This is a genomic window from Paradesulfitobacterium ferrireducens, assembly GCF_017310645.1.
Lineage (GTDB): Bacteria > Bacillota > Desulfitobacteriia > Desulfitobacteriales > Desulfitobacteriaceae > Paradesulfitobacterium > Paradesulfitobacterium ferrireducens.
In genome coordinates this window covers 1-21,106 of the sequence record NZ_JAFLRH010000003.1, presented here as the reverse complement: position 1 = coordinate 21,106, position 21,106 = coordinate 1, and the positions used below count along the sequence as shown (strand labels likewise).

Here is a 21,106-nt window from a genome sequence, read left to right as displayed (position 1 = left end):
CCATGAACATCGGAATTGTACGGTTTCCCGGTTCCAACTGCGAGGTTGACGTCTGGGAAGCGTGGAAGGTTCTGGGGCAAGTTCCCAAAATGCTCTGGCACCAGGAAACGTCTGTGCGCGGGTATGATTTAATCGTCTTGCCCGGCGGTTTTTCCTACGGGGATTACCTGCGCACGGGTGCGATTGCCCGCTTCTCTCCGATTATGGAAGATGTGATCCGTTTTGCCAAGGAAGGCGGAATGGTTTTAGGGATTTGCAACGGGTTTCAGATTTTGACCGAGTGCGGGCTCTTGCCGGGGGCGCTCCTCAGGAACCGCGATCTTCATTTTCTGTGCCAGCCCCAGTATCTGCGGGCGGAGCGCACAGACCTGGCCTTTACTTCCCTCTATCAGAAAGGGGAAGTGATTCAGATTCCCATTAACCACGGAGAAGGAAACTATGCGATTGATGATGCCGGACTTAAAGAACTGGAAGAGAACGGACAAGTGGTCTTTCGCTATGTCGATGCATCTGGAGAGGTGAATGAGGCGGGAAACCCGAACGGTTCGCGCCACAATATTGCCGGGATTGTCAACCGTGAAGGGAATGTGTTGGGGATGATGCCGCACCCGGAGCGGGTTGTGGAAGAAATCGTGGGCGGAACGGACGGGCAGCGCCTGTTTCTCTCGCTTGTGCAAGCATGGGAGAGGAGGATGCAGTATGGAGCCTAGGATTTGGCGTGAGATGGGTCTGACAGATGAAGAGTACGAGCGAGTGGTCCAGCTTATGGGCCGGGAACCGAATGAACTGGAAGTCGGGATTTTCGGTGTGATGTGGTCTGAGCACTGTTCCTATAAAACCTCCAAGCCGGTACTGAGAAGGTTTCCGACCGAAGGACCACAGGTTTTGCAAGGCCCGGGGGAAAACGCCGGGATTGTGGATATCGGGGACGGCCTGGCGGTGGTGTTCAAGATGGAGTCGCACAACCACCCGTCGGCGCTGGAGCCCTATCAGGGTGCGGCCACCGGGGTCGGGGGCATCCTGCGCGATGTCTTCACTATGGGAGCGCGCCCGATCGCGGTCTTGGACCCACTCCGGTTCGGGCCGCTTGAAGAGGAAAATACCCGCCGCCTGGTGCGCGGCGTGGTCGCTGGGATCGGCGGCTACGGGAATTCAATTGGGATTCCTACGGTTGCCGGAGATGTCTATTTTCATGAAAGCTATCGCGGCAACCCGCTGGTGAACGCGATGGCGGTTGGGCTCTTGGAACACCGCCACATTGCCAAAGGAGTCGCCTCCGGAGTCGGCAACCCAGTGATGGTGGTCGGAGCCCGCACCGGGCGCGACGGAATTCACGGCGCCACTTTTGCCTCGGTTGAGCTGAGTGAAGAGTCTGAGGCTAAACGCTCCGCCGTCCAGGTGGGTGACCCGTTCATGGAGAAGCTCTTGATGGAAGCCTGCCTGGAACTGATTCAGTCCGGAGCGATTGTCGGCATTCAGGACATGGGAGCGGCCGGGCTTACGAGTTCCTCCTGCGAAATGGCAAGTAGAGGAAACAGTGGGATTGAAATGGATTTAAGCCTGGTGCCGCGGCGGGAGACCGGGATGACTCCGTATGAAATCATGTTGTCTGAGTCTCAGGAGCGGATGCTGGTCGTGCCCAAAGCAGGACGGGAGCAGGAAGTGGAAGAAGTATTCCACCGCTGGGGTTTGGAAGCGGTGGTAGTCGGGAAAGTGACGGCTGACGGGATGCTGCGCCTCTTGGAAGAGGGCAAGGTGGTAGCGGAAATTCCGGCCAAAGCCTTGACGGATGAAGCTCCGGTCTATCACCGTCCGACCCGGGAACCGGAATATTACGCCCGGCTCAAGGAACAACCGCTTGATGGTATCAAAGCGGCCAAGCCATATGGAGAGATTCTCTTGGATTTGCTCGGCAGCCCGAACTTAGCCTCCAAAAGCTGGGTTTACCGCCAATACGACCATCAGGTCGGCACCAATACCGTGGTGACACCCGGCGGGGATGCGGCGGTACTGCGCGTGCGCGGCACCCAGAAAGGCCTGGGAATGACCACGGACTGCAATGCGCGCTATGTATACCTTGATCCGTATGTCGGCGGGGCCTTGGCTGTGGTGGAAGCAGCCCAGAATTTAGTCTGTGTCGGGGCCAAGCCGCTGGCGATCACAGACTGCTTAAACTTCGGCAACCCGGAAAAGCCGGAAATCTTCTGGCAGTTCGAGCAAGCCTGCGCCGGGATTGCCGAAGCCTGCCGCGTCCTCGAAACCCCGGTTACCGGCGGGAATGTGTCCTTGTATAATGAAACGAACGGGGAAGCGATTTACCCCACTCCGACCATCGGCATGGTAGGACTGGTTGAAAACTTGGAGCAGGTCGTTCGCAATCGCTTTGCTGAGCCGGGAGAAGAGATTTTCCTGCTCGGAGAAGTGAGCGGGTCGCTGGCCGGCTCGGAATACCTGGCACTCTTTGACGGGATGGAGGCAGGCACCCTGCCGCCGCTTGACTTGAAGGAGATTAAACAGAGGCTCGACTTCATGCTGAAGCTTATCGTGGCGGGCTTAGTGCAGTCCGCCCATGACGTCACCGAAGGAGGCTTGGCCGTGGCCTTGGCAGAGATGGCCGGGAAGTGCGGGGTCAGGGTGAGTATTGCGCTTGAAAGCGCATATGAGCTTGCTGAATTAATATTGCTCTTTGGAGAACGTTTGGGCCGAATCTTATTTACAGTGAAGCCGGAAAATGCCGCAAAAGTTCAAGCGTTAGCAGAGCAAACTGGAGTGCTCGTAACCCGTTTAGGAGAAACCGGCGGAGATACCGTGGCGATTTCGGTCAATGGGGAATTGAAGCTGGAGGCAGCAATCTCTGAATGTCAGCGTAGAAGCGAAGAAACCCTGCCCAAGGCGCTGAATTAGATAGAGAGAGGGGGATACGGGTGAGAGATTACGAGGACGATAAGCTGCATGAAGAGTGCGGGGTGTTTGGGATTTATGCCCCGGGTCATGAGGTGGCGCGCCTCACTTACTACGCTCTCTACGCCTTGCAGCACCGGGGCCAGGAAAGCGCGGGAATTGCCGTTTCCGATGGCCGCACGATTGATGTGCATAAAGGCATGGGCTTGGTAGCGGAAGTGTTTTCCGACCGCACCCTGAATGAACTCAACGGAAAAATGGCGATCGGGCATGTGCGCTATTCAACCACAGGCTCCAGTCTCTTGTCGAATGCTCAGCCTCTGGTCGTGCATTACCAAAAAGGGATGATGGCCCTGGCGCATAACGGCAACTTGACCAATGCCGCTGAACTCCGGGAAGAACTGGGTAAGGATGGAGCGGTCTTTCAGACCACGGTGGACAGTGAAGTAATTATTAATTTAATTGCGCGCTACCGGCGCGGAACCTTAGAAGATGCGGCAACCAAGACCATGATTGACTTAAAAGGGGCTTATGCCCTGGTGGTCTTGGCTGAGGATAAACTGGTCGGAATGCGTGATCCTCACGGTGTGCGTCCTCTCTGCATCGGCAAGCTGGGAGACTACTATTGCCTGGCCTCGGAAAGCTGTGCTCTGGATACGATTGGCGCGGAATTTGTGCGGGATGTGGAGCCGGGGGAAATTGTGACGGTTGATGAAGAAGGAATCCACACCCGCATCGGTGTGCCGAAATGCGATAAGGCCGGCTGCTCTTTTGAATACATTTATTTCGCCCGCCCGGACAGCACCCTGGATCAGATCAATGTCTCGGAAAGCAGACGGCGCATGGGGGTGGAGCTGGCGCGCGAGTGCCCGCTGGATGTAGATATTGTGGTGCCGGTCCCGGATTCCGGGACAGCAGCAGCCCTCGGCTATGCTATGACCTTGGGGATTCCCTTCGAACAGGGGCTGCTCAAGAACCGCTACGTGGGCCGCACCTTTATTCAGCCGACCCAGGAAATGCGGGAAGTGGCGGTACGTTTGAAGCTCAACGCCAATAAAGGGGTATTGAAAGACCGCCGGATTGTTCTGATCGATGACTCGATTGTGCGCGGCACTACCAGTTCCAAACTGGTAGAAATGGTGCGCAAAGCCGGGGCCAAGGAAGTTCATCTCCTGATCAGCTCACCGCCGGTACTTTTTCCTTGCTATTATGGGATTGATACAGCGGAGCGGGAGAAACTAATTGCCACGAAGCTAGAACTGGACGGTATCAGGAAATTTGTGGGTGCGGATTCCCTGCATTATCTTTCGGAAGAGGGGTTGAAACGGGCTCTGGGAGAGCAATCGGTCTGCCTGGCTTGCTTTAACGGGAACTATCCGGTACCGATTCCGGAGGGCCAGCGGAAGTTAGCATTTGAGTAGAAGGGAGAACCTGAGCATGGGATATAGTTACCGGGATGCCGGGGTGGATATAGATGCCGGGAATGAGGCGGTCGAGCGCATGAAGCCGTGGGTAAAGCGGACGCTGCGCCCGGAGGTGCTCGGCGGGCTCGGGGGGTTCGGCGGGCTGTTTCAACTCGATCTGAAGAAATACCCTGAGCCGGTGCTTGTTTCCGGAACCGATGGGGTTGGCACCAAGCTCCGTTTGGCTTTTGAGCTGGACCGCCATGATACGATCGGGATTGATGCGGTTGCCATGTGTGTCAATGATGTTTTGGTGCAAGGGGCCGAGCCTATATTCTTTTTGGATTATTTAGCGGTGGGTAAAGCCAAACCCGAAAGAATTGCCGAGATTGTCAAAGGAGTTGCCGCCGGGTGTGAACAAGCGGGATGTGCTCTGATCGGCGGGGAGACGGCCGAGATGCCCGGCTTTTACCCGGAGGATGAATATGATATCGCCGGATTTACAGTCGGGGCCGTCAATCGGGATCAGATCATTGACGGATTAAAGATCAGCTCCGGGGATGTGGTCTTAGGCTTGCCGTCTACGGGTTTTCACAGTAATGGTTTTTCTTTGGTGCGCAAGGTTTTCGCTCCCTATCCTATGGATACGGTTTTCCCGGAATTGGGCGAGCCCTTAGGTGAAGTGTTGCTTCGACCCACCAAGATTTATGTGAAAACCGTCCTGCCTTTGTTGGACAGCGGGAAAATCCTGGGGATGGCTCATATTACAGGCGGGGGACTGACGGAAAATATTCCGCGCATTCTCCCTAAGGGCTTAGGGGTAAGCATTAAGCTTGGATCCTGGCCGGTTCGGCCGGTATTCTCTCTGCTCCAGCGTTTAGGCGAAGTGGAAGAAAGCGAGATGTACCGCACCTTTAATATGGGGATCGGGTTTGTTCTCATCGTGCGTGCTGAAGATATGGATGTTGTAAGAGAGTCGTTAAAGGCGCAGGGAGAAGAGTCTTACCTGATCGGACAAGTCGTACCGGGTAAGGGAGTAAGCTACACTTGAGTCAGAATTCAGGAGTCAGAATTCAGGAGTTTCATCCGGTTGCATTATTCTGATCCGTTCGGCCGGACGAAAGTCTTTTTGGTTTGGCCGAACGGCGTAAGTCTCCACCGGAGACTTACGTTCCTGACTCCTGTGTTCTGACTCCCCTACTCTGATAACTACAAGATCCGAAGCAAGATTGGAGTGAGCCTGGGTGAGCATAGATCAGAAACCTTTGAAAACCGCGGTGCTGGCTTCCGGCCGCGGCAGCAATTTGCAAGCTTTAATTGATGCCTGGCAAAGCGGGAGTCTGCCAGTAAATCTTGTTGCCGTCGGCTCGGATCAAAGCGAAGCTCAGGCTTTAAAGCGGGCTGAAGCGGCAGGTATTCCTGCGAAGGCTTTTCCCCTGAACGCTTATCCGGATCAGTTGGCTCAAGAAGAGGATCTCTTAGCCTGGCTGCATGGGAATGAAGTAGAACTACTCTTGCTGGCAGGGTATATGCGGGTGTTAAAAGCAGATTTTATCCAAAAGGCCGGTTTTCCAATCCTCAATATCCATCCTTCGTTGCTGCCTGCTTTCCCCGGACTTCATGCCCAACGGCAGGCGGTAGAGTATGGGGTGCGCTACAGCGGATGTACGGTGCACTTCGTCGATGAGGGCTTGGACAGCGGCCCAATTATTTTGCAGGAAGTGGTTCCGGTTTTGCCGGGTGATACGGAAGATAGCTTGGCGGCCCGGATTTTGGAAGTCGAGCACCGTTTATACCCGGAGGCTGTGCGCTTGCTGGTGGGCGGAAAGCTGGAACGCCGGGGGCGGCAAATTTGGGTTAAAAAGTAGACCATAGGCTTTATTAAGATTCTGGAATGGAGGGGTTAGCTTGAACCGGAGGGCTATTATCAGTGTGTCCGACAAACAGGGGGTCGTGGAGTTCGCCCAAGGATTGGCTGCGCTGGGGTTTGAGATTATTTCGACTGGCGGGACTTTTAAGACCCTGGAAGAGGCCGGGGTACCTGTCAAATATGTGACTGAAGTCACCGGTTTTCCGGAAATATTGGACGGCAGGGTGAAAACCCTTCACCCCACTATTCATGGGGGGATTTTGGCCCGGGATACGAACGAACATAAAGAGCAAATGGCCAAAAACGGGATTCGGTTTATTGATTTGGTGGTTGTGAATCTGTACCCGTTCCGGCAAACCATTGCCAAGCCCGGTGTCAGCTTGGAAGAAGCGATTGAAAACATTGATATTGGGGGACCGACCATGGTGCGCTCGGCAGCAAAGAACCATGAGCGCGTAACGATCATTGTGAATCCGCAGAGGTACCAGGAAGTGTTGGCAGTGCTGCGCCAGGAAGGGTTCGTGCCGGCCGGCGTGCGCCGCCGCCTGGCAGCAGAGGCTTTTGCGCATACGGCGGAGTATGACCGGTTTATTGCCGAGTATCTGGAGCGCCAGCTTGAACCCGAAGGGGCCTTCCCGCCAGTGTTAAGAATAATTGCGTCCAAGGTGCAGGATTTGCGCTACGGAGAAAATCCCCAGCAGCAAGCTGCTTTCTATGCTTCACGTCAGGAAGGCACTTTGGCTTCCGGACGCCAGCTTCAGGGTAAGGAACTTTCCTATAATAATTGGCTGGATATGGATGCGGCTTGGGGTGCGGTACACGAATTCGACACCTGTGCCTGTGCCATAATCAAGCACACGAATCCCTGCGGCCTGGCTCTCGGCAATACTCCGCTTGAGGGGTATGAACGCGCCTTGGCCACAGATCCGGTCTCGGCTTTTGGGGGAATTATTGCCTTTAACCGGGTGGTGGACGGTCCTGCTGCCCAGGCTCTGAGCGAAAGGTTTTTTGAAGTGATTGTCGCACCGGAGTTCAGCCCGGAGGCACGCGACCTTTTGCGGGAGAAGGTCAATCTGCGCCTGTTTGCGGTGGGTCGGGGGGACAAAAACGGTGCTCCTTCGTGGAAGCTACGCAGTGTGAACGGGGGTTACCTAGTTCAGGAAGAGGATATTGGAACTTCTCCGGCGTCTGAATGGACGGTAGTAACGAAGAAAAAACCCAGCAGCGAGGATTTGCGGGAACTTGAATTCGCTTGGCGGGTTGTGAAACATGTAAAATCCAATGCCATTGTTGTCAGTAAATCCGGGCAGCTGCTGGGGGTAGGAGCCGGGCAGATGAACCGCGTCGGCTCGGTTAAGCTAGCTGTGGAACAGGCCGGGGCGGCGGGCTTTGGCGCCTATTTGGCATCGGATGCTTTCTTTCCGTTCCCGGATTCACTGGAGGAGGCTGCCAGGGCCGGGATTAAGGCTATCATTCAGCCTGGGGGCTCGGTTAAGGACGATGTGGTGATTGAGGCCGCCGATAACTTGAATTTGATTATGCTCTTTACCCACAGGAGACATTTCAGACATTAAAAGGTTAATGTTTGAGGTATGTGAAATAGAAAGTTGGTGGTAAAGTTTATGGGGAAGAAAGTTTTAGTCATTGGCAGCGGGGGACGGGAGCACGCCCTGGCTTGGAAATTAGCACAAAGTCCGGAGCTGGAACGGCTTTATGTGGCTCCGGGCAATGCGGGTACAAGTGAATGGAACGCCCCGGTCGCTCAGAACGATATTGCCGGCTTGGTTAGGTTTGCCCAAGATCACAACATTGACTTAACTGTGGTCGGGCCCGAGGAACCATTGAGCCTCGGGATCGTTGACGCATTTCATGAGGCCGGGCTGCGCATTTTCGGCCCGACACAGGCGGCTGCTCAGCTGGAAGGGAGCAAAGCGTTCGCTAAAACAATTATGCAGGCGGCCAATATTCCCACGGCAGAATGGAACACCTTTACAGACCCGCCAGCGGCCAAAGATTATGTGCGTCGAATCGGCGCTCCCTGCGTGGTCAAAGCGGACGGGCTGGCTGCGGGCAAAGGCGTAATTGTGGCCATGGACCTGGACACCGCCTTGCAGGCTGTGGATGAAATCATGGACGGGGCCTTTGGGGATGCCGGGAAGAAAATCGTGGTTGAGGAGTTCCTGGAAGGGCAGGAAGTCAGCCTTCTCTGCTTTGCCGATGGGACCAGCGCTCTGCCGATGGTGCCGGTTCAAGACCATAAGCGGGCTTTGGACGGGGATGAGGGGCTTAACACCGGCGGTATGGGTACGTACAGCCCGCCTCCGGTATGGACGCCTGAGATTGAGGAGCAGGTAAAACGGGAGATACTGTACCCGACGCTGGAAGAAATGCGCCGGAGGGGAATGCCGTTTACCGGAGTTTTGTTTTTAGGGCTGATGCTCACGGAGCGGGGGCCCAAAGTGTTGGAATATAATGTACGCTTTGGCGACCCGGAAACCCAGGTAGTGATGATGCGGCTGCGGTCCGATTTGCTGCAGGTGCTGTGGGCGTGCACGGAAGGCAAGCTGGGAGATGTTACCCTGGAATGGTCTAATGATGTAGCGGTATGTGTAGTGATGGCTGCTCCGGGTTATCCCCAGAGTTATGAAAAAGGGATTCCAATTACGATTCCGGCCGAAGTGGGACAAGAAGGGGCGGTGTTTCATGCCGGAACCGCTTTGAAAGACAACCGTCTTGTTAGTTCGGGTGGGCGGGTGCTTGGAGTAACTGCCAGCGGTTCTAATTTAGTCGCAGCGCGGGAAAACGCTTATTCTATCGTAGGAAAAATTACTTTTCCCAAGGCGCATTACCGCAAAGATATCGGAATGAAGGGTATGAAAGGGGCACTCACCTAAACGTGAGTGCTTTCTTATTGGCGAGTTTTTTTATCTGAGAAAATAAAGAGGATACAGGAAGAAAAGTGAGTTTACGCTTGTAATTCCCGGATATTTTTAGATATCCGGTTTTTTTATGGTTGCGAGTATAAGGAGAAGAGTGATAAAATAGTACAGACAACTTATTAGGTAATATTAAGTTGTATGTAGTCGTGGTAATTTTGAAATCATGGTTTTTAGTCCAAAGGAGGTGTTTTCATGATACGGTTTCAAGAAGTATCCAAGGTATTTCCGGACGGCTTCAAAGCCTTGGATAATATAACTTTTCATATTGATGAAGGAGAATTATTTGTCCTGATCGGGCCAAGTGGTTGCGGCAAAACGACCACCATGAAAATGATCAACCGCTTAATCGAGCCGACCAAGGGCAAAATCTGGATCGCTGATAAGGACATCAGCAAGGAAAATCCGGTCGAATTACGGCGCAGTATCGGCTATGTCATTCAGCATATCGGCCTCTTGCCCCACATGACCATCGGGGAAAATGTGGCCTTGGTTCCGAAACTTAAAAAAATGGATGCTGCAAAATACCAAAAAAGAGTGGATGAACTTTTGTCCCTGGTGGGCTTAGATCCTTCAATATACCGTGATCGCTATCCTGCAGAATTAAGCGGCGGTCAGCAGCAAAGAGTCGGAGTGATTCGGGCATTGGCCGCTGAACCCCCGATTATCTTAATGGATGAGCCTTTTAGTGCCTTAGATCCAATCAGCCGTGAACAACTCCAAGATGAGCTTATCCGGCTGCAGCAGGAAATTAAGAAAACCATTGTCTTTGTAACGCATGACATGGATGAAGCTCTTAAGATTGCGGACCGGATTTGCATCATGCAAAAAGGGAAAGTCGTGCAGTTAGATAGCCCGGAACACGTTCTGCGTCATCCGGCCAATGATTTTGTGCGTTCATTTATCGGGGAGGAAAGACTAAATGCGGCCGGAGTTTTGCCGGATATTGAAGAGGTCATGCTTAAGCCGGTCACGGCAGGGCCAAACCGTGGTTTGGCGGAGTCGATAAAATTAATGCATAAGCATAGAGTGGATAGCTTGCTCGTCACAGGAGCGAATGATGCGTTTTTGGGGATCGCTAAGGTCTGGGATATCCAGCAGCATTACCGGGAAGAAGAATTAACTCTTAAAGATATTATGACAATCGATGTTCCAACCATACAAATAGGCCGCTCGTTAGCTGAGGCCATCGAACTGATTAGTGAAAATAAAGTGGCCTATCTTCCTGTGCTTAGTGATGAGGAGAAGCTGGTAGGAGTTATTACCAGAGCAAGCCTGGTAGATGTGATGGCTAATAAGTATGGTAATGCATAGAAAGGAGGGAGCTTATGGACCTATTTACTATTTTTCAAGACCGGTTGCCTGACATCGCGACCGGGTTCCGCGAACATCTTGAGCTGACATTTGTCTCGCTTTTTTTTGCAATTATCATCGGGGTTCCTTTGGGAATCATTCTCACCCGTTATCGTAAAGGAGCGGAGGCGGTGATCGGTGTGACTGCTGTCGCGCAAACTATTCCCAGTTTAGCCTTGCTCGGGTTTATGATTCCACTGATGGGGATTGGGTTTACTCCGGCGGTGGTGGCCTTAACCATTTATGGCTTGCTCCCGATCGTCCGCAATACCTATACCGGTATCGTCGGGGTAGACCAAGCAGCCATTGAAGCCGGCATCGGCATGGGCATGACTTCCGGGCAGGTATTATACCTGGTTGAAATACCACTGGCCTTATCGGTTATTATGGCCGGAGTCAGAACCTCAACAGTCTTAATTATCGGGGTGGCAACCTTGGCTTCTTTAATTGGGGCCGGTGGTTTGGGTGACATGATCTTTCGGGGGATTGCGATGTCGAGCAACGAATTGATTCTAGCTGGGGCTATGCCGGCAGCAGTGTTGGCCGTGATTTTTGATTTCTTGCTCAAGCGGCTTGAGGTGCGGGTTACGCCCAAGGGCAGCCGAAACAAAGCCTAATTCCAAGATAAAACAATACTATTATCGTTTCAAAGGGTAAGCATTTGCTTAAAAAACTTTTTTGAGGGAGGTAGACTTGTGAAAAACTCAAGGAAATATGGATTGGTGGCAGTGGTGTTAGTGTTGGTTCTGAGCCTGGTCGGTTGCTCAGCAGGTGGCAAAGGCACGGCCGGTGGAGATAACACGGTCACCATTGGAGGTAAAAATTTTACCGAGCAGGATATTTTAGTTTATTTAATGGCTGGGGTAATTGAGGCCAAAACCGATCTTAAAGTAGAAACCAAGCCTTGGCTGGGTGGAACGTTAGTGGTCTCGAAGGCCTTGGACCGAGGGGATATCGATCTCTATGCCGAATATACCGGCACGGCTTTGACCGTCCAACTGGAGCAGCCGCCAATGAATGACCCGGATGCGGTGTATGACAAGGTGAGCAAAGAGTATAAAGATAAGAAGAAGATTACTTGGCTTAAGCCTTTTGGTTTTAATAATACCTACACCTTGGCCATGGGGGAATCCGAGGCCCAAAGACTCGGAATTGAATCTTTCAGCGACTTGACCAAGCAAGCTCCGAATTTGACGTTGGTATCGGAACAGGAATTCCTGGAGCGGGATGACGGGTATAAGGGTTTGCAGAAAACCTACAACATGAACTTCAAAGAAACCAAGGGTATGGATGCGGGACTTATGTACAGTGCTGTCAAAGACGGAAAGGCCGATGTATGTGATGCTTTCGCTACGGATGGAAGAATTGTAGCCTTTAATCTGAGAGTGCTTAAAGACGATAAGCAGTTTTTCCCGCCCTATTATGCGGCTCCGGTCGTGCGTGATGACACCCTGGCCAAACATCCGGAGCTTAAAGATGCGCTCAATTCATTGGCTGGAAAGCTGGATGACAAAACCATGCAGCAGCTCAATGCCAAGGTCGATCTGGAAAATAGAAAATCTCAAGATGTTGCCAATGAGTGGCTCAAGGCTCAAGGCCTAATTTAATTCCGCGCAACGAAGTAATTAGAAACAGAAGCAACAACCAATTACCGGTGCCTAGCCTGTGACCGCTTAAATCCTGCCTTCATAAACTGAAGGCAGGATTTACTGTCATAAGGAGGGACAACAATGTTTGGATATCGGAAACGGTTATTTTATCCCCTGAATATTGAGGAGCCGGACCCGGTGTTTGCCTACGTACTTATGGAACATTATGGCGGGAGAGATTCCGAGTTCTCGGCAGCCGTTCAGTACTTAAACCACCGTTCAAATATGAAAAACCATCATTTACGGGAGCTTCTGGGGCTAATCGCCGCCGAAGAGCTGGGGCACATGGAACTCATCGCCGCCTGCATTAACAAGCTAGGGGGACAGCCGGTCAGCTACCTGAACGCCCAAGGCTCTCCCTGGGAATTGGCATATATCGACCAAAGTTCAGATCCCCTTTCAGTCCTGGAAGCCAACATAAATCTGGAATACCGTTCCCGAACGCTCTACCAAAAGCACATTAAACGGGCCAATGATCCGGGTGTTCAGCGCATGCTGGTTTTTTTGGCCAATCGGGAAGATGTCCATAAAAAACTTTTGCAAAAGGCACTGAGGAACTTCAAACAAGGGGGAGGTTCGGAGAAATTTCCGGAGTTAATTTATGAATATAAGATGAGTTTGCAGGTGTTAGAGTAGAGGGACTGGGCACTCTGCTTGGGGAAAAGCCTTCCTGTAGCTGCCAATTAGTGGTATAATTCTTACAAGAATTATTGTAAGAATTATTGTAAGAATTTTTTTAGACAGGGGAGCGCAATCGTGCTCACTTCACTGCGCCCCTAGACGTTTTCGGAGTTTATCCCAAAAAGATAGGATCCCTTCCTTGGGTATTGGCTGTGATGTTTTTCCCCCGAGAGTTTGGGCCATTCGGAGGATCCGCCGGGAAAATTCTATATTTGGATCGGACAAAAAGAGAGGGAAGCGCGCTTTAAGAGAACGGGGAATCCCTGGGTCAACTGGAAGCCAGCCTAAGACAACAGGATCCAAATTCAAAAAATTCTTCGCGGCGTCCATCAGGGTGCGAGTGCTCTTTTGTGCCTCAGATTCTGATTCACAGCGGTTCATGACGATGTGGGGCCGAATTCCAGGATTCTGATTGGCAAGGACTTTTAATAAGGAATAGGCATCCATTAGCGCATGGGGCTCTGGATTAGAGAGAAGAATAAGTTTATCTGCCACGCCAAGGAACATAAGAACCAGTTCCGAAATCCCGGCACCTGTATCCAATATTAAATAATCACAGTCTGCTTCTAAATCCCGAAAGCCCGCTGATACACGGTTAAATTGGATGGGATCCAACCGGCTTAAACTGCTGATACCACTGGAACCGGCCAGAACCTGGAGTCCGCCGGGGCCTTTTTGCAGAATTTCTTTCAAAGTGTGTGTCCCGGCAATGACATGGCTAAGGTTAAGAGAACCCTCAAGTCCCAGAAGTACATCAATGTTAGCCATGCCGAGATCAGCATCGAGGAGGATGACGCGCTGGCCTAATTGGCTGAGGGCCAGGCCTAAATTAATCGAAAAGGTTGTTTTGCCCACACCGCCTTTACCACTTCCCACGGCAACGACCGTGGTCGCCCGAGGAGCAGAAACGGCTTGAGGCAGGGTGGTGCTCCAACTTTGGGTTTCTCTGGACAAAACCTTCGAAACAGAGTGTTCAAGCCCGGGGGATAACCAGCGGATTTCCGTGCCAACGGGCAGCAAAAGGAGATAACCGCGATACAAGGGAACGAGCAGTTCTATACGGTCAGGAAAGACGGCCCGCACTTGGGCTTGGTATGTATCCTGATATAGTGAAGAGTCTGTTGTAAAGTGGAGATATTGCCCCGGCTGTATCACTTAAAGTGTTCACCACCAAGTCGAAAACTTTTTAAGTATTTTCGACAGAAGAGAGCATATCCCCTTTTTTATTTCGGCCAAGGAGTAGAAACCAATGCAAATTCCTGAAGAGAAATGGTATCAGGCTATATTTCAGCGGCGAGCCAGGCGCCAATTGGATGGAAGGACTCTGGAAAGCCTGTGTTTCACAATGCCGCGAGAACCCTTGCCCAAGTGGATAAGTTCAGCCTTAGAAGCAGCAAGGCTTGCCCCTTCGGCTGTCAATAGACAACCCTGGCGTTTTTCTGTGGAGGCAGGAAGCATTAAAATCTCAGTGGATAATGATCGGGATACATATAATCTCTCTAAGCGTTTAGACTGCGGCATCGCTATGGCCCACATTGAGATCGGGGCAGCGCATGAGGGCGTCGCAGGACAATGGGAGTATTTAGCAAGCCCTGACGTGGCTCGATTCAAATCGTTAGTCTAGCATTATGGATCTTCACTGCCTCCGGTGTACGGCTCCTGTATTTCCGGTGCCGGGAAAATGATTCTATTCAAAAATAAGACCGTACAGGTAAAATTCACTCGCACGGTGGAAGGCAATCTTCCGCCGGTTCATTGGTTTGAATCGGTATGAACCAAAGGCCTGTAAAAGGAGAGGTAATTCATGAGTTACACGGTAGCTTTTCAGCAAGTTGACCAAACCAGCTTGCCTTTGGTCGGGGGCAAAGGGGCCAACCTGGGGGAAATGAAGGCTGCGGGATTTCCGGTGCCGCTGGGATTCTGTGTTACGACCGAGGCCTTTAACCGGTTTATTGCCATGAGCCCGGCAATGGAGCACTGGTACAGAAAATTGGACGAACTGAATGTGGATGATCTTGAAGCTTTAAGGCACTTGGGAGAATCTGTGCGTGAGTATTTACAGGGCTTGCCTATTCCCCAGGATGTCGCAGATGCTGTGGTTCAGGCCTGGGAACAGCTGGGTGCAGGAGATGCTTACGCTGTCAGGTCGAGCGCAACGGCCGAAGATTTGCCGGGGACTTCGTTCGCCGGACAGCAGGAAACGTATTTGAATGTGATCGGCAAAGGCGATCTCTTAAACCATATCCGCTTGTGCTGGGTATCCCTGTTTACGGACCGGGCGATCGCCTACCGGAGCAAAAACGGCTTCGATCATAGAAAAGTGGCGCTGGCCGTGGTGGTGCAGAAAATGATTTTCCCTGAGGTTTCAGGGATTCTGTTTACGGCTGATCCCGTTTCCGGCAACCGTAAGGTGTCCACCATCGATGCCGGTTACGGACTGGGGGAAGCTCTGGTGTCCGGCCTTATATCCCCCGACCTTTATAAGGTAAAGGATGGACAGATTCTGGAGAAAAAAATCGGGGACAAAAAGCTGGGGATCTACGGCCTGCCCGCAGGCGGAACGGAAAAAAGAGAGATTCCCGGGGACAAGGCCAAAATGCAGGCGCTCACCGATGAGCAGATCATCGGGTTAGCCGGACTGGGCCGCCAAATCGAAAGTCATTACGGTGCTCCTCAGGACATTGAATGGGCCTTAGCGGGTGGTAAATTTTACATCGTGCAGAGCCGGCCGATCACATCTCTGTATCCGGTGCCCGAGGTTGTTGACCCGGAGTTTGTGCATGTTTATTTCTCCTTCGGCCACCAGCAGATGATGACCGAAGCGTTGAAGCCCCTGGCAATATCCGCTTTGCGTACATTTTTACCTTTCGGCAAAGAAACGGCCTGGTCTGAAAGCCGGTTTATGCAGGAAGCGGGGAGCCATCTGTTTGTCGATATTACTTACATCTTGCACATGCCGCTGGGCCGCAGGAATATGCCGAAGGGGATTAAGAATCTTGACGATATGATGAGTTCGGCGCTTATAGAGTTCGTCAAGCGTCCCGATTTTATGGCCGGAATTCGGAAGCATCCCGAGATCGAGAAGAATATCCGGCGTAATCTGCGTAAAGTAGGGCTTAAAATCTTACACACGGTTTTGGCGCGTAATCCGCAGAGCTTGGCGCCGGAATTGAACCAGTATATTGACCGGACAATTGCTTCGAATAAAGAGAAACTCGCAGGTACATCCGGATTCAAGCGGATCCGGGCAGCGCGGGAGATTGTAGGGGGCTTTGCCATCGAAGAACTGTTTGAGGTCTTTCCTTATCCCGTGACCGGAATTGTAACGATGAAGGCGCTTGAGAACCTGATTCATAGATGGGTGGGAGAGACTGACCTGATTCCGAAACTGAGTCAATCTTTTTCAGGGAATGTGACCACAGAAATGGGGCTTAGACTGGGGGATCTGGCCGAGGCCGCCCGTCCGTATCCGGAGGTAATCGCCTATCTCGCTCAAGCTACAGATGAAAATTTTTACTCCGGACTGGAAAAGGTGGCAGGCGGGGAAGTTTTTCTCAAAGCGTTTCATGATTTTTTAGCAGAATACGGTATGCGCTGTCCCGGAGAAATTGATATCACGGTGCCACGCTGGCGTGAAGTACCAACCCAGCTGGTACCGGCTATTTTAAGTCACATCCGGAGTTCGGAGCCCAATGAACATAGAATACGCTTCAGAGAGGGCGAGCGGGAAGCCGTGGAGGCTGAAGCAAAAATTCTGGAAGCGGTTAGGAAAAGGCGGGGAGGATTCCTTAAGCACAGAATTCTGGCACGGCTGATCAAGGTTTACCGCAGCACCATGGCTCTGAGGGAGCACATTAAGTACATGATCATCCAACACCTGGATATCTGCCGGGAAGGTATCTTAGCCGTGGCCGAGGAATTGGTGAGAAAAGGTCTGCTGGCAAGCCGGGAAGACGTATATTATCTGTCTTTGGCTGAAGTGGAAGAGTTGGCGGCTGCTGCCGAAGGGAATAAGTCGTTTAACGGGGCTGAAGTTTTTTTAAATATGGGCGAGATTAGCAAACGAAAAGAGAAATATGAGCATGACCGCAAGTTAACGCCCCCGCGGGTTATCACGAGTGAAGGGGAAATCCTTACCGGAATGCGCAGCACGGAGAATCTGCCCCCCGGGGCTTTGGCCGGACAACCGGTGTCGGCGGGTGTGGTCGAGGGCCGGGCCAGGGTGGTGCTCAGACCAGAGGAAGGAAAGCTGGATAAAGGGGATATCTTGATCGCTCCTTTCACTGATCCCGGGTGGACACCTCTCTTTCTTTCAGCCAGCGGGCTGGTAATGGAAGTGGGCGGGCTCATGACCCACGGAGCCGTAGTCGCCAGGGAGTATGGTCTCCCGGCTGTTGTAGGGGTGGACGGAGCGACGAACAAGATTCAGGACGGGCAGCACATCCGGGTAAACGGGAATTTGGGGTATGTCGAGATTCTATAGGACGTTAATCGTTCATTCAGGCTCACAGACAGCTTAATTTCTTTGTTCCATTTCTTTTATCTTCAGGGTTGTTTCTCTTTAATCTTGATTTATTCATTATGATAAATATCTAAGGGCTTATCAATGCGTATTTTCTAAGCTCCCAATCCTTACTCAAATTAAAGCTGATTTTTCAGATACCTAAGAATTTTTGCTTCAATTTTGAGTAACTGATTGTAGTTCAAATTATATTTTCTATACAAATCAGACAGTTTTAAGGGAGGATTATTAACTCCTAGACGATCATAGATTATATTTTTTTCATCAGTAGTTAAGCTTTGCTCAATAGCATTTAGGATTTCTTTCCTTGTATACATTTTATCTACATCCGTTCAAATTCAACTTCATCAATAACCCAATTGAAATTTTCCAATTTAAACTTATACGTTATTAAGGTTCTAAATTCAATTGTTCCATTAATATCTTCAATCTTTCTATATGAAATAAATTTTGTAACGGGATTAACGAAACTGGGATTTACCGCTACAAAACTTTCTATATAGCCTTCTGATTTTTCCTTAACCTTTTGAATATATTCAATATCAACGCTCTTACCAAAAAATTTCTTCTGAGCATCTTGGCTAAAAAAGACTGCCCCCTCATTGCCAGTATAGGAATCCCATGAAAAGTTATTTGCATACTCTATCGATTTTATACTTTTTTCTTTTAAGAGCTGTTCGCTAGGAAAAAGGCGGATCAATAAACCAGTCGAGATTGCAACCGTTAAAAAAATAATAAAGATAACACGTTTGTTTACCCTCATAAAACTTCGCCCCCTTTTAAGGTTTATTAATCCACCATAGTCATTTTTCTTTAGGGACCTATATAAGTTGGCTCAATGTAAATTGTACTGCTTATGTCCGAACCCGTGGAGTAATTTGGGATCTGACCAACAGGCCAATAAATTACTGCGGAACTATATGACCTCCAGTAACCCCAAGTGGCATTACTCATTAAGTATGTCGGGGTCTCCATATATGCAGTATCTTCGGAGTATAATTTTTGCTGAGTAACTTCGGTTTGCCAACTCCCTCCGAGTGGACTCTGCCACTGTAGACTAACTTGAATTGAAGCAGAAACCCATGGGTAATTCGATGATAGATTTCCTGAATACCAAAGGGCTGTTCCGGAGCTGCTTTTAGTAATATAAGCACCTACCCAACTCAGTGTAATACCGTCTGGCTCCACAATTGAGCTTGGTTCGGAGTTAATGCTGGTTGCTGGAGTCTTCGTCACGGTTGAGGGGCTTGCAGTTACGGAAGAAATAGACATTAGGAGGAAGAAAACAGTTATCATACTAAGTAGCAAAACGTTTTTCTTGTTTTTCATATGGCTATTCTCCTCTCTGCTTAAGAACTATGAAATTGGTCTTAAAAGTAATTTTTCCCGGAGTAAATAATTGTAAAACGCTGGAACGGGTTTAGAGACGTAGTCTAAAAAGCTGTTGTTGTTTTCTACATGTAACCATCATTATCCCTCCCTTGAAATATAAATTTAGTTCCAACAGTTAGATGCATTTAGACCCATAAAAGGTTACATTATCCAGAATAAAAAATTATAATATTAAGATTATTAAATTTTATAGTGGTGCATATACCAAAAGGTAAGCTTGAACTCTGCTCAGGGTAACCCAGTTTTTCAATATTTGTTCCGCTTTTGGGATGCCTGAATTTCTATGAGGGAATAACGTTTAACCTTTATAGAATCTCTCTATATTCCGCTTGCATTAGTTGTATTAAGTTATATAATACAACTAAGACGTATACACCGAAGCTCTGGTCAAAGGAGGGATGGGCTTGGAAACTATCCGCATCGGAGATTTTTCCTTTCAGCTGGATTTAACGAAACCGCTGTACGAACAAGTACTGCAGCAGATCCGCTATTCGGTGGCGAGAGGAGAAGTTGCCTTGGGAACAAAACTGCCGTCAGTCCGTGAACTGGCCCAAAACTTAAAAATTAATCCCAATACCGTAATGAGGGCGTACCAGGAACTTGACCGCGACCATTTGATTGAAACCCGCCGCGGGCAGGGAACCTTTATTACGGATAACCTCAAAATCGTGGAACAAATTCGCCAAAACCTTGCTTATGAAGCAGCGCGGTCCTTTATTACGGCCATGAAGGAATTGGGAATGGATGTGCACACAGCTAAATCTCTGATAGAGGAAGGGGACTGGACATGAGTTTTATCGTTGAAACAGAAGATCTCTGTAAAAGGTATGGAGATAAAATGGCCCTGGACCGCTTAACCCTCCGCCTTCTCCAAGGTCAGGTAACCGGCCTTCTCGGTCCCAATGGCGCCGGGAAGTCTACCCTGCTCAAAGCGATCGTCGGCTTGCTTCAACCCAGTTCAGGCAAAATCGAGGTCTTCGGCCGCAAACCTCATTGGAGTGTCAATGCCAGGATTGCCTATCTGCCGGACCGTGCCCAGTGGTATAAATATCAGACGGTTGAGAGTGCCCTGCATTATGGGGAGCGGGTTTTCCCGAACTTTAATTTGGCTCGGGCTCAGAGAATGGCAGAGCAAATGGGGCTCACTCCCAGTGATTCGGTCGCGGCCTTATCCAAGGGCTTAGAGGCCCGCCTGCACTTGATTCTGTGTTTGGCGCGTGAGGCTGAACTTGTCTTGCTGGATGAACCTTTTTCCGGCATTGACCTCGTCTCGCGGGAACACATTATTCAGTCCATCATTGATTCCACGCTTGAACAGCACCAGACCATTCTCATCACGACTCACGAAATCCATGAGGCGGAGAGCATATTTGACCATGTTATATTCCTCGAGAACGGAAAACTGATCCTCGAAGGGGAAACCGAGGTTCTGCGCTCCGAACAAGGCTCGATTGAATCCATCTATAGGGGGTTGTATCGATAATGAGTGCTTTGCAAGCTTTAATCCGCAATGACTTACACCTGCACAGACAGAAAAGAGCGCACCGGTCATCGGCGAGGGGTTTCTCCTTTGCCGCAATGCTAATTGTTTTTGCTGCTGTCACTTGGGGAATCTACCAAGGGAGAGTAAGTCTGAACAGTGGGTTTATGCTCTGGTTAACACCTGTATTTCTTCTGATTCAAGTGATTGTATCCTTCGCTCTCATTACAATCGAGTGGCGGAGCGGAACGGCCGGCTGGTGGCTCTCGCTTCCCTATTCCCGGGAAATGCTGGTTGGAAGCAAAACGGTCGCCAGTTTTCTGGTCTCTGTCCAGAGTTATTTACTGGTACTCGGAGTTTCTTCGTTTTTTATGATTGAAGCGGTGCTTATCCGACCCGACCAATACTCTTATGAAATCCTTTGGAGCTATCTCAAGATTAGCGGCCTGGGAACCCTCTGGTATTTGTGTTTGAGTCCGGTGGCCGCGTTGAGCGGGACTCTTTTGGGTGTTGTGGTCAAGTCGCGTTGGAAGAAGGCCGTTCCTTTATTTTTGGTTGGGGTTTGGTTTTTGGGGAATGCCTTGGTGCCTTGGGGTATTCTCGTTGGACTTAATAATATGACTAACATGAAATTTCCGCCCGCCTATTCATTCCTTGATAATTACGGGATAATGGCCGCATTGATCCTAGTTGTTCCGGCAGTGGTTTCCTATGGTTTGTACCGCTTATCCGCCTATGTGTTGGAGGATAAGGTGGAATTATAATTAAAGTTGTTGGCTTATTCTGTAAATAGTAGTATAATCTCATCTTTGACAGTTAAGAACTATAAAAAGCTTGAAAGCCCTGTATTTGCAAGGTGTTCAAGCTTTTTTGTATTTTAACAAAGTGAGTAATTTTTTTATTTCTTAGCAGTGTTCAA

General features: G+C 50.3%; 19 protein-coding genes. 16 read left to right on the top strand and 3 right to left on the bottom strand.

The genetic code is table 11. The features are described from left to right. Nucleotides 1-2 precede the first annotated feature (2 nt). The 11 genes from purQ (at nt 3) to J0X21_RS01585 (ending at nt 12,748) form a co-directional block, all read left to right on the top strand. On the top strand, nt 3-710 hold the full coding sequence (gene purQ, locus J0X21_RS01635) for a phosphoribosylformylglycinamidine synthase subunit PurQ (protein WP_206809482.1): 708 nt from the start codon (nt 3-5) through the stop codon (nt 708-710). After that, entirely contained in the window at nt 700-2,904 is a 2,205-nt protein-coding gene (gene purL, locus J0X21_RS01630) for a phosphoribosylformylglycinamidine synthase subunit PurL (protein ID WP_206809480.1), read from the top strand. The genes purQ and purL overlap by 11 nt, the downstream gene beginning before the upstream one ends. Nucleotides 2,905-2,924: 20 nt before the next feature. Then, nucleotides 2,925-4,322 (top strand): amidophosphoribosyltransferase, encoded by a 1,398-nt coding sequence (gene purF / locus J0X21_RS01625; RefSeq protein WP_206809478.1) that lies wholly within the window; start codon nt 2,925-2,927, stop codon nt 4,320-4,322. Between the two features lie 16 nt (nt 4,323-4,338). After that, on the top strand, nt 4,339-5,355 hold the full coding sequence (gene purM, locus J0X21_RS01620; RefSeq protein ID WP_206809476.1) for a phosphoribosylformylglycinamidine cyclo-ligase: 1,017 nt from the start codon (nt 4,339-4,341) through the stop codon (nt 5,353-5,355). A 214-nt stretch (nt 5,356-5,569) separates the two neighbouring features. After that, a complete protein-coding gene (gene purN / locus J0X21_RS01615; RefSeq protein ID WP_206809733.1) occupies nt 5,570-6,172 on the top strand; it encodes a phosphoribosylglycinamide formyltransferase in 603 nt (200 codons plus the stop codon). Nucleotides 6,173-6,212: 40 nt separating this feature from the next. After that, nucleotides 6,213-7,748 carry a bifunctional phosphoribosylaminoimidazolecarboxamide formyltransferase/IMP cyclohydrolase gene (gene purH, locus J0X21_RS01610; protein ID WP_206809474.1) on the top strand — a complete coding sequence of 512 codons (1,536 nt, stop codon included), beginning with the start codon at nt 6,213-6,215 and terminating at the stop codon, nt 7,746-7,748. A 48-nt stretch (nt 7,749-7,796) separates the two neighbouring features. Further along, entirely contained in the window at nt 7,797-9,068 is a 1,272-nt protein-coding gene (gene purD, locus J0X21_RS01605) for a phosphoribosylamine--glycine ligase (protein WP_206809463.1), read from the top strand. A gap of 237 nt (nt 9,069-9,305) precedes the next feature. After that, nucleotides 9,306-10,424, top strand: coding sequence for an ABC transporter ATP-binding protein (locus J0X21_RS01600; RefSeq protein ID WP_206809461.1), 1,119 nt, complete (start codon nt 9,306-9,308; stop codon nt 10,422-10,424). Nucleotides 10,425-10,438: 14 nt separating this feature from the next. Next, the gene (locus tag J0X21_RS01595; RefSeq protein ID WP_206809459.1) at nt 10,439-11,080 is read left to right on the top strand and encodes an ABC transporter permease; all 642 of its coding nucleotides are present in this window, start codon (nt 10,439-10,441) and stop codon (nt 11,078-11,080) included. A 78-nt stretch (nt 11,081-11,158) separates the two neighbouring features. Next, on the top strand, nt 11,159-12,070 hold the full coding sequence (locus J0X21_RS01590) for a glycine betaine ABC transporter substrate-binding protein (RefSeq protein WP_206809451.1): 912 nt from the start codon (nt 11,159-11,161) through the stop codon (nt 12,068-12,070). A 123-nt stretch (nt 12,071-12,193) separates the two neighbouring features. Then, nucleotides 12,194-12,748, top strand: a complete 555-nt coding sequence (locus J0X21_RS01585) for a manganese catalase family protein (protein ID WP_206809450.1) — start codon at nt 12,194-12,196, stop codon at nt 12,746-12,748. 129 nt (nt 12,749-12,877) lie between these two features. Here J0X21_RS01585 and J0X21_RS01580 read toward each other — a convergent pair whose 3' ends face one another. Beyond that, a complete protein-coding gene (locus tag J0X21_RS01580) occupies nt 12,878-13,948 on the bottom strand; it encodes a MinD/ParA family ATP-binding protein (RefSeq protein WP_206809447.1) in 1,071 nt (356 codons plus the stop codon). Between the two features lie 94 nt (nt 13,949-14,042). Between J0X21_RS01580 and J0X21_RS01575 the strand changes: the two genes are divergently transcribed. Together J0X21_RS01575 and J0X21_RS01570 are read left to right on the top strand one after the other, a co-directional pair. Then, nucleotides 14,043-14,417: a nitroreductase family protein gene (locus J0X21_RS01575; protein WP_206809438.1), complete on the top strand. Its 375-nt coding sequence runs from the start codon at nt 14,043-14,045 to the stop codon at nt 14,415-14,417. 180 nt (nt 14,418-14,597) lie between these two features. Beyond that, a complete protein-coding gene (locus tag J0X21_RS01570) occupies nt 14,598-17,276 on the top strand; it encodes a phosphoenolpyruvate synthase (RefSeq protein WP_206809423.1) in 2,679 nt (892 codons plus the stop codon). 361 nt (nt 17,277-17,637) lie between these two features. On the opposite strand, the gene J0X21_RS01565 is transcribed toward J0X21_RS01570, so the two are convergent. Together J0X21_RS01565 and J0X21_RS01560 are read right to left on the bottom strand one after the other, a co-directional pair. Beyond that, nucleotides 17,638-18,078 (bottom strand): hypothetical protein, encoded by a 441-nt coding sequence (locus tag J0X21_RS01565; protein WP_206809421.1) that lies wholly within the window; start codon nt 18,076-18,078, stop codon nt 17,638-17,640. Nucleotides 18,079-18,128: 50 nt separating this feature from the next. Next, nucleotides 18,129-18,644 (bottom strand): hypothetical protein, encoded by a 516-nt coding sequence (locus tag J0X21_RS01560; RefSeq protein ID WP_206809419.1) that lies wholly within the window; start codon nt 18,642-18,644, stop codon nt 18,129-18,131. 467 nt (nt 18,645-19,111) lie between these two features. Between J0X21_RS01560 and J0X21_RS01555 the strand changes: the two genes are divergently transcribed. Genes J0X21_RS01555 through J0X21_RS01545 form a run of 3 tightly spaced genes read left to right on the top strand, consistent with a single transcriptional unit; the run spans nt 19,112 to nt 20,951 of the window. Then, nucleotides 19,112-19,498: a GntR family transcriptional regulator gene (locus J0X21_RS01555; protein WP_206809418.1), complete on the top strand. Its 387-nt coding sequence runs from the start codon at nt 19,112-19,114 to the stop codon at nt 19,496-19,498. Beyond that, nucleotides 19,495-20,190, top strand: coding sequence for an ABC transporter ATP-binding protein (locus tag J0X21_RS01550; RefSeq protein ID WP_206809416.1), 696 nt, complete (start codon nt 19,495-19,497; stop codon nt 20,188-20,190). The genes J0X21_RS01555 and J0X21_RS01550 overlap by 4 nt, the downstream gene beginning before the upstream one ends. Beyond that, entirely contained in the window at nt 20,190-20,951 is a 762-nt protein-coding gene (locus tag J0X21_RS01545; protein ID WP_206809414.1) for an ABC transporter permease subunit, read from the top strand. The genes J0X21_RS01550 and J0X21_RS01545 overlap by 1 nt, the downstream gene beginning before the upstream one ends. Nucleotides 20,952-21,106 lie beyond the last annotated feature (155 nt).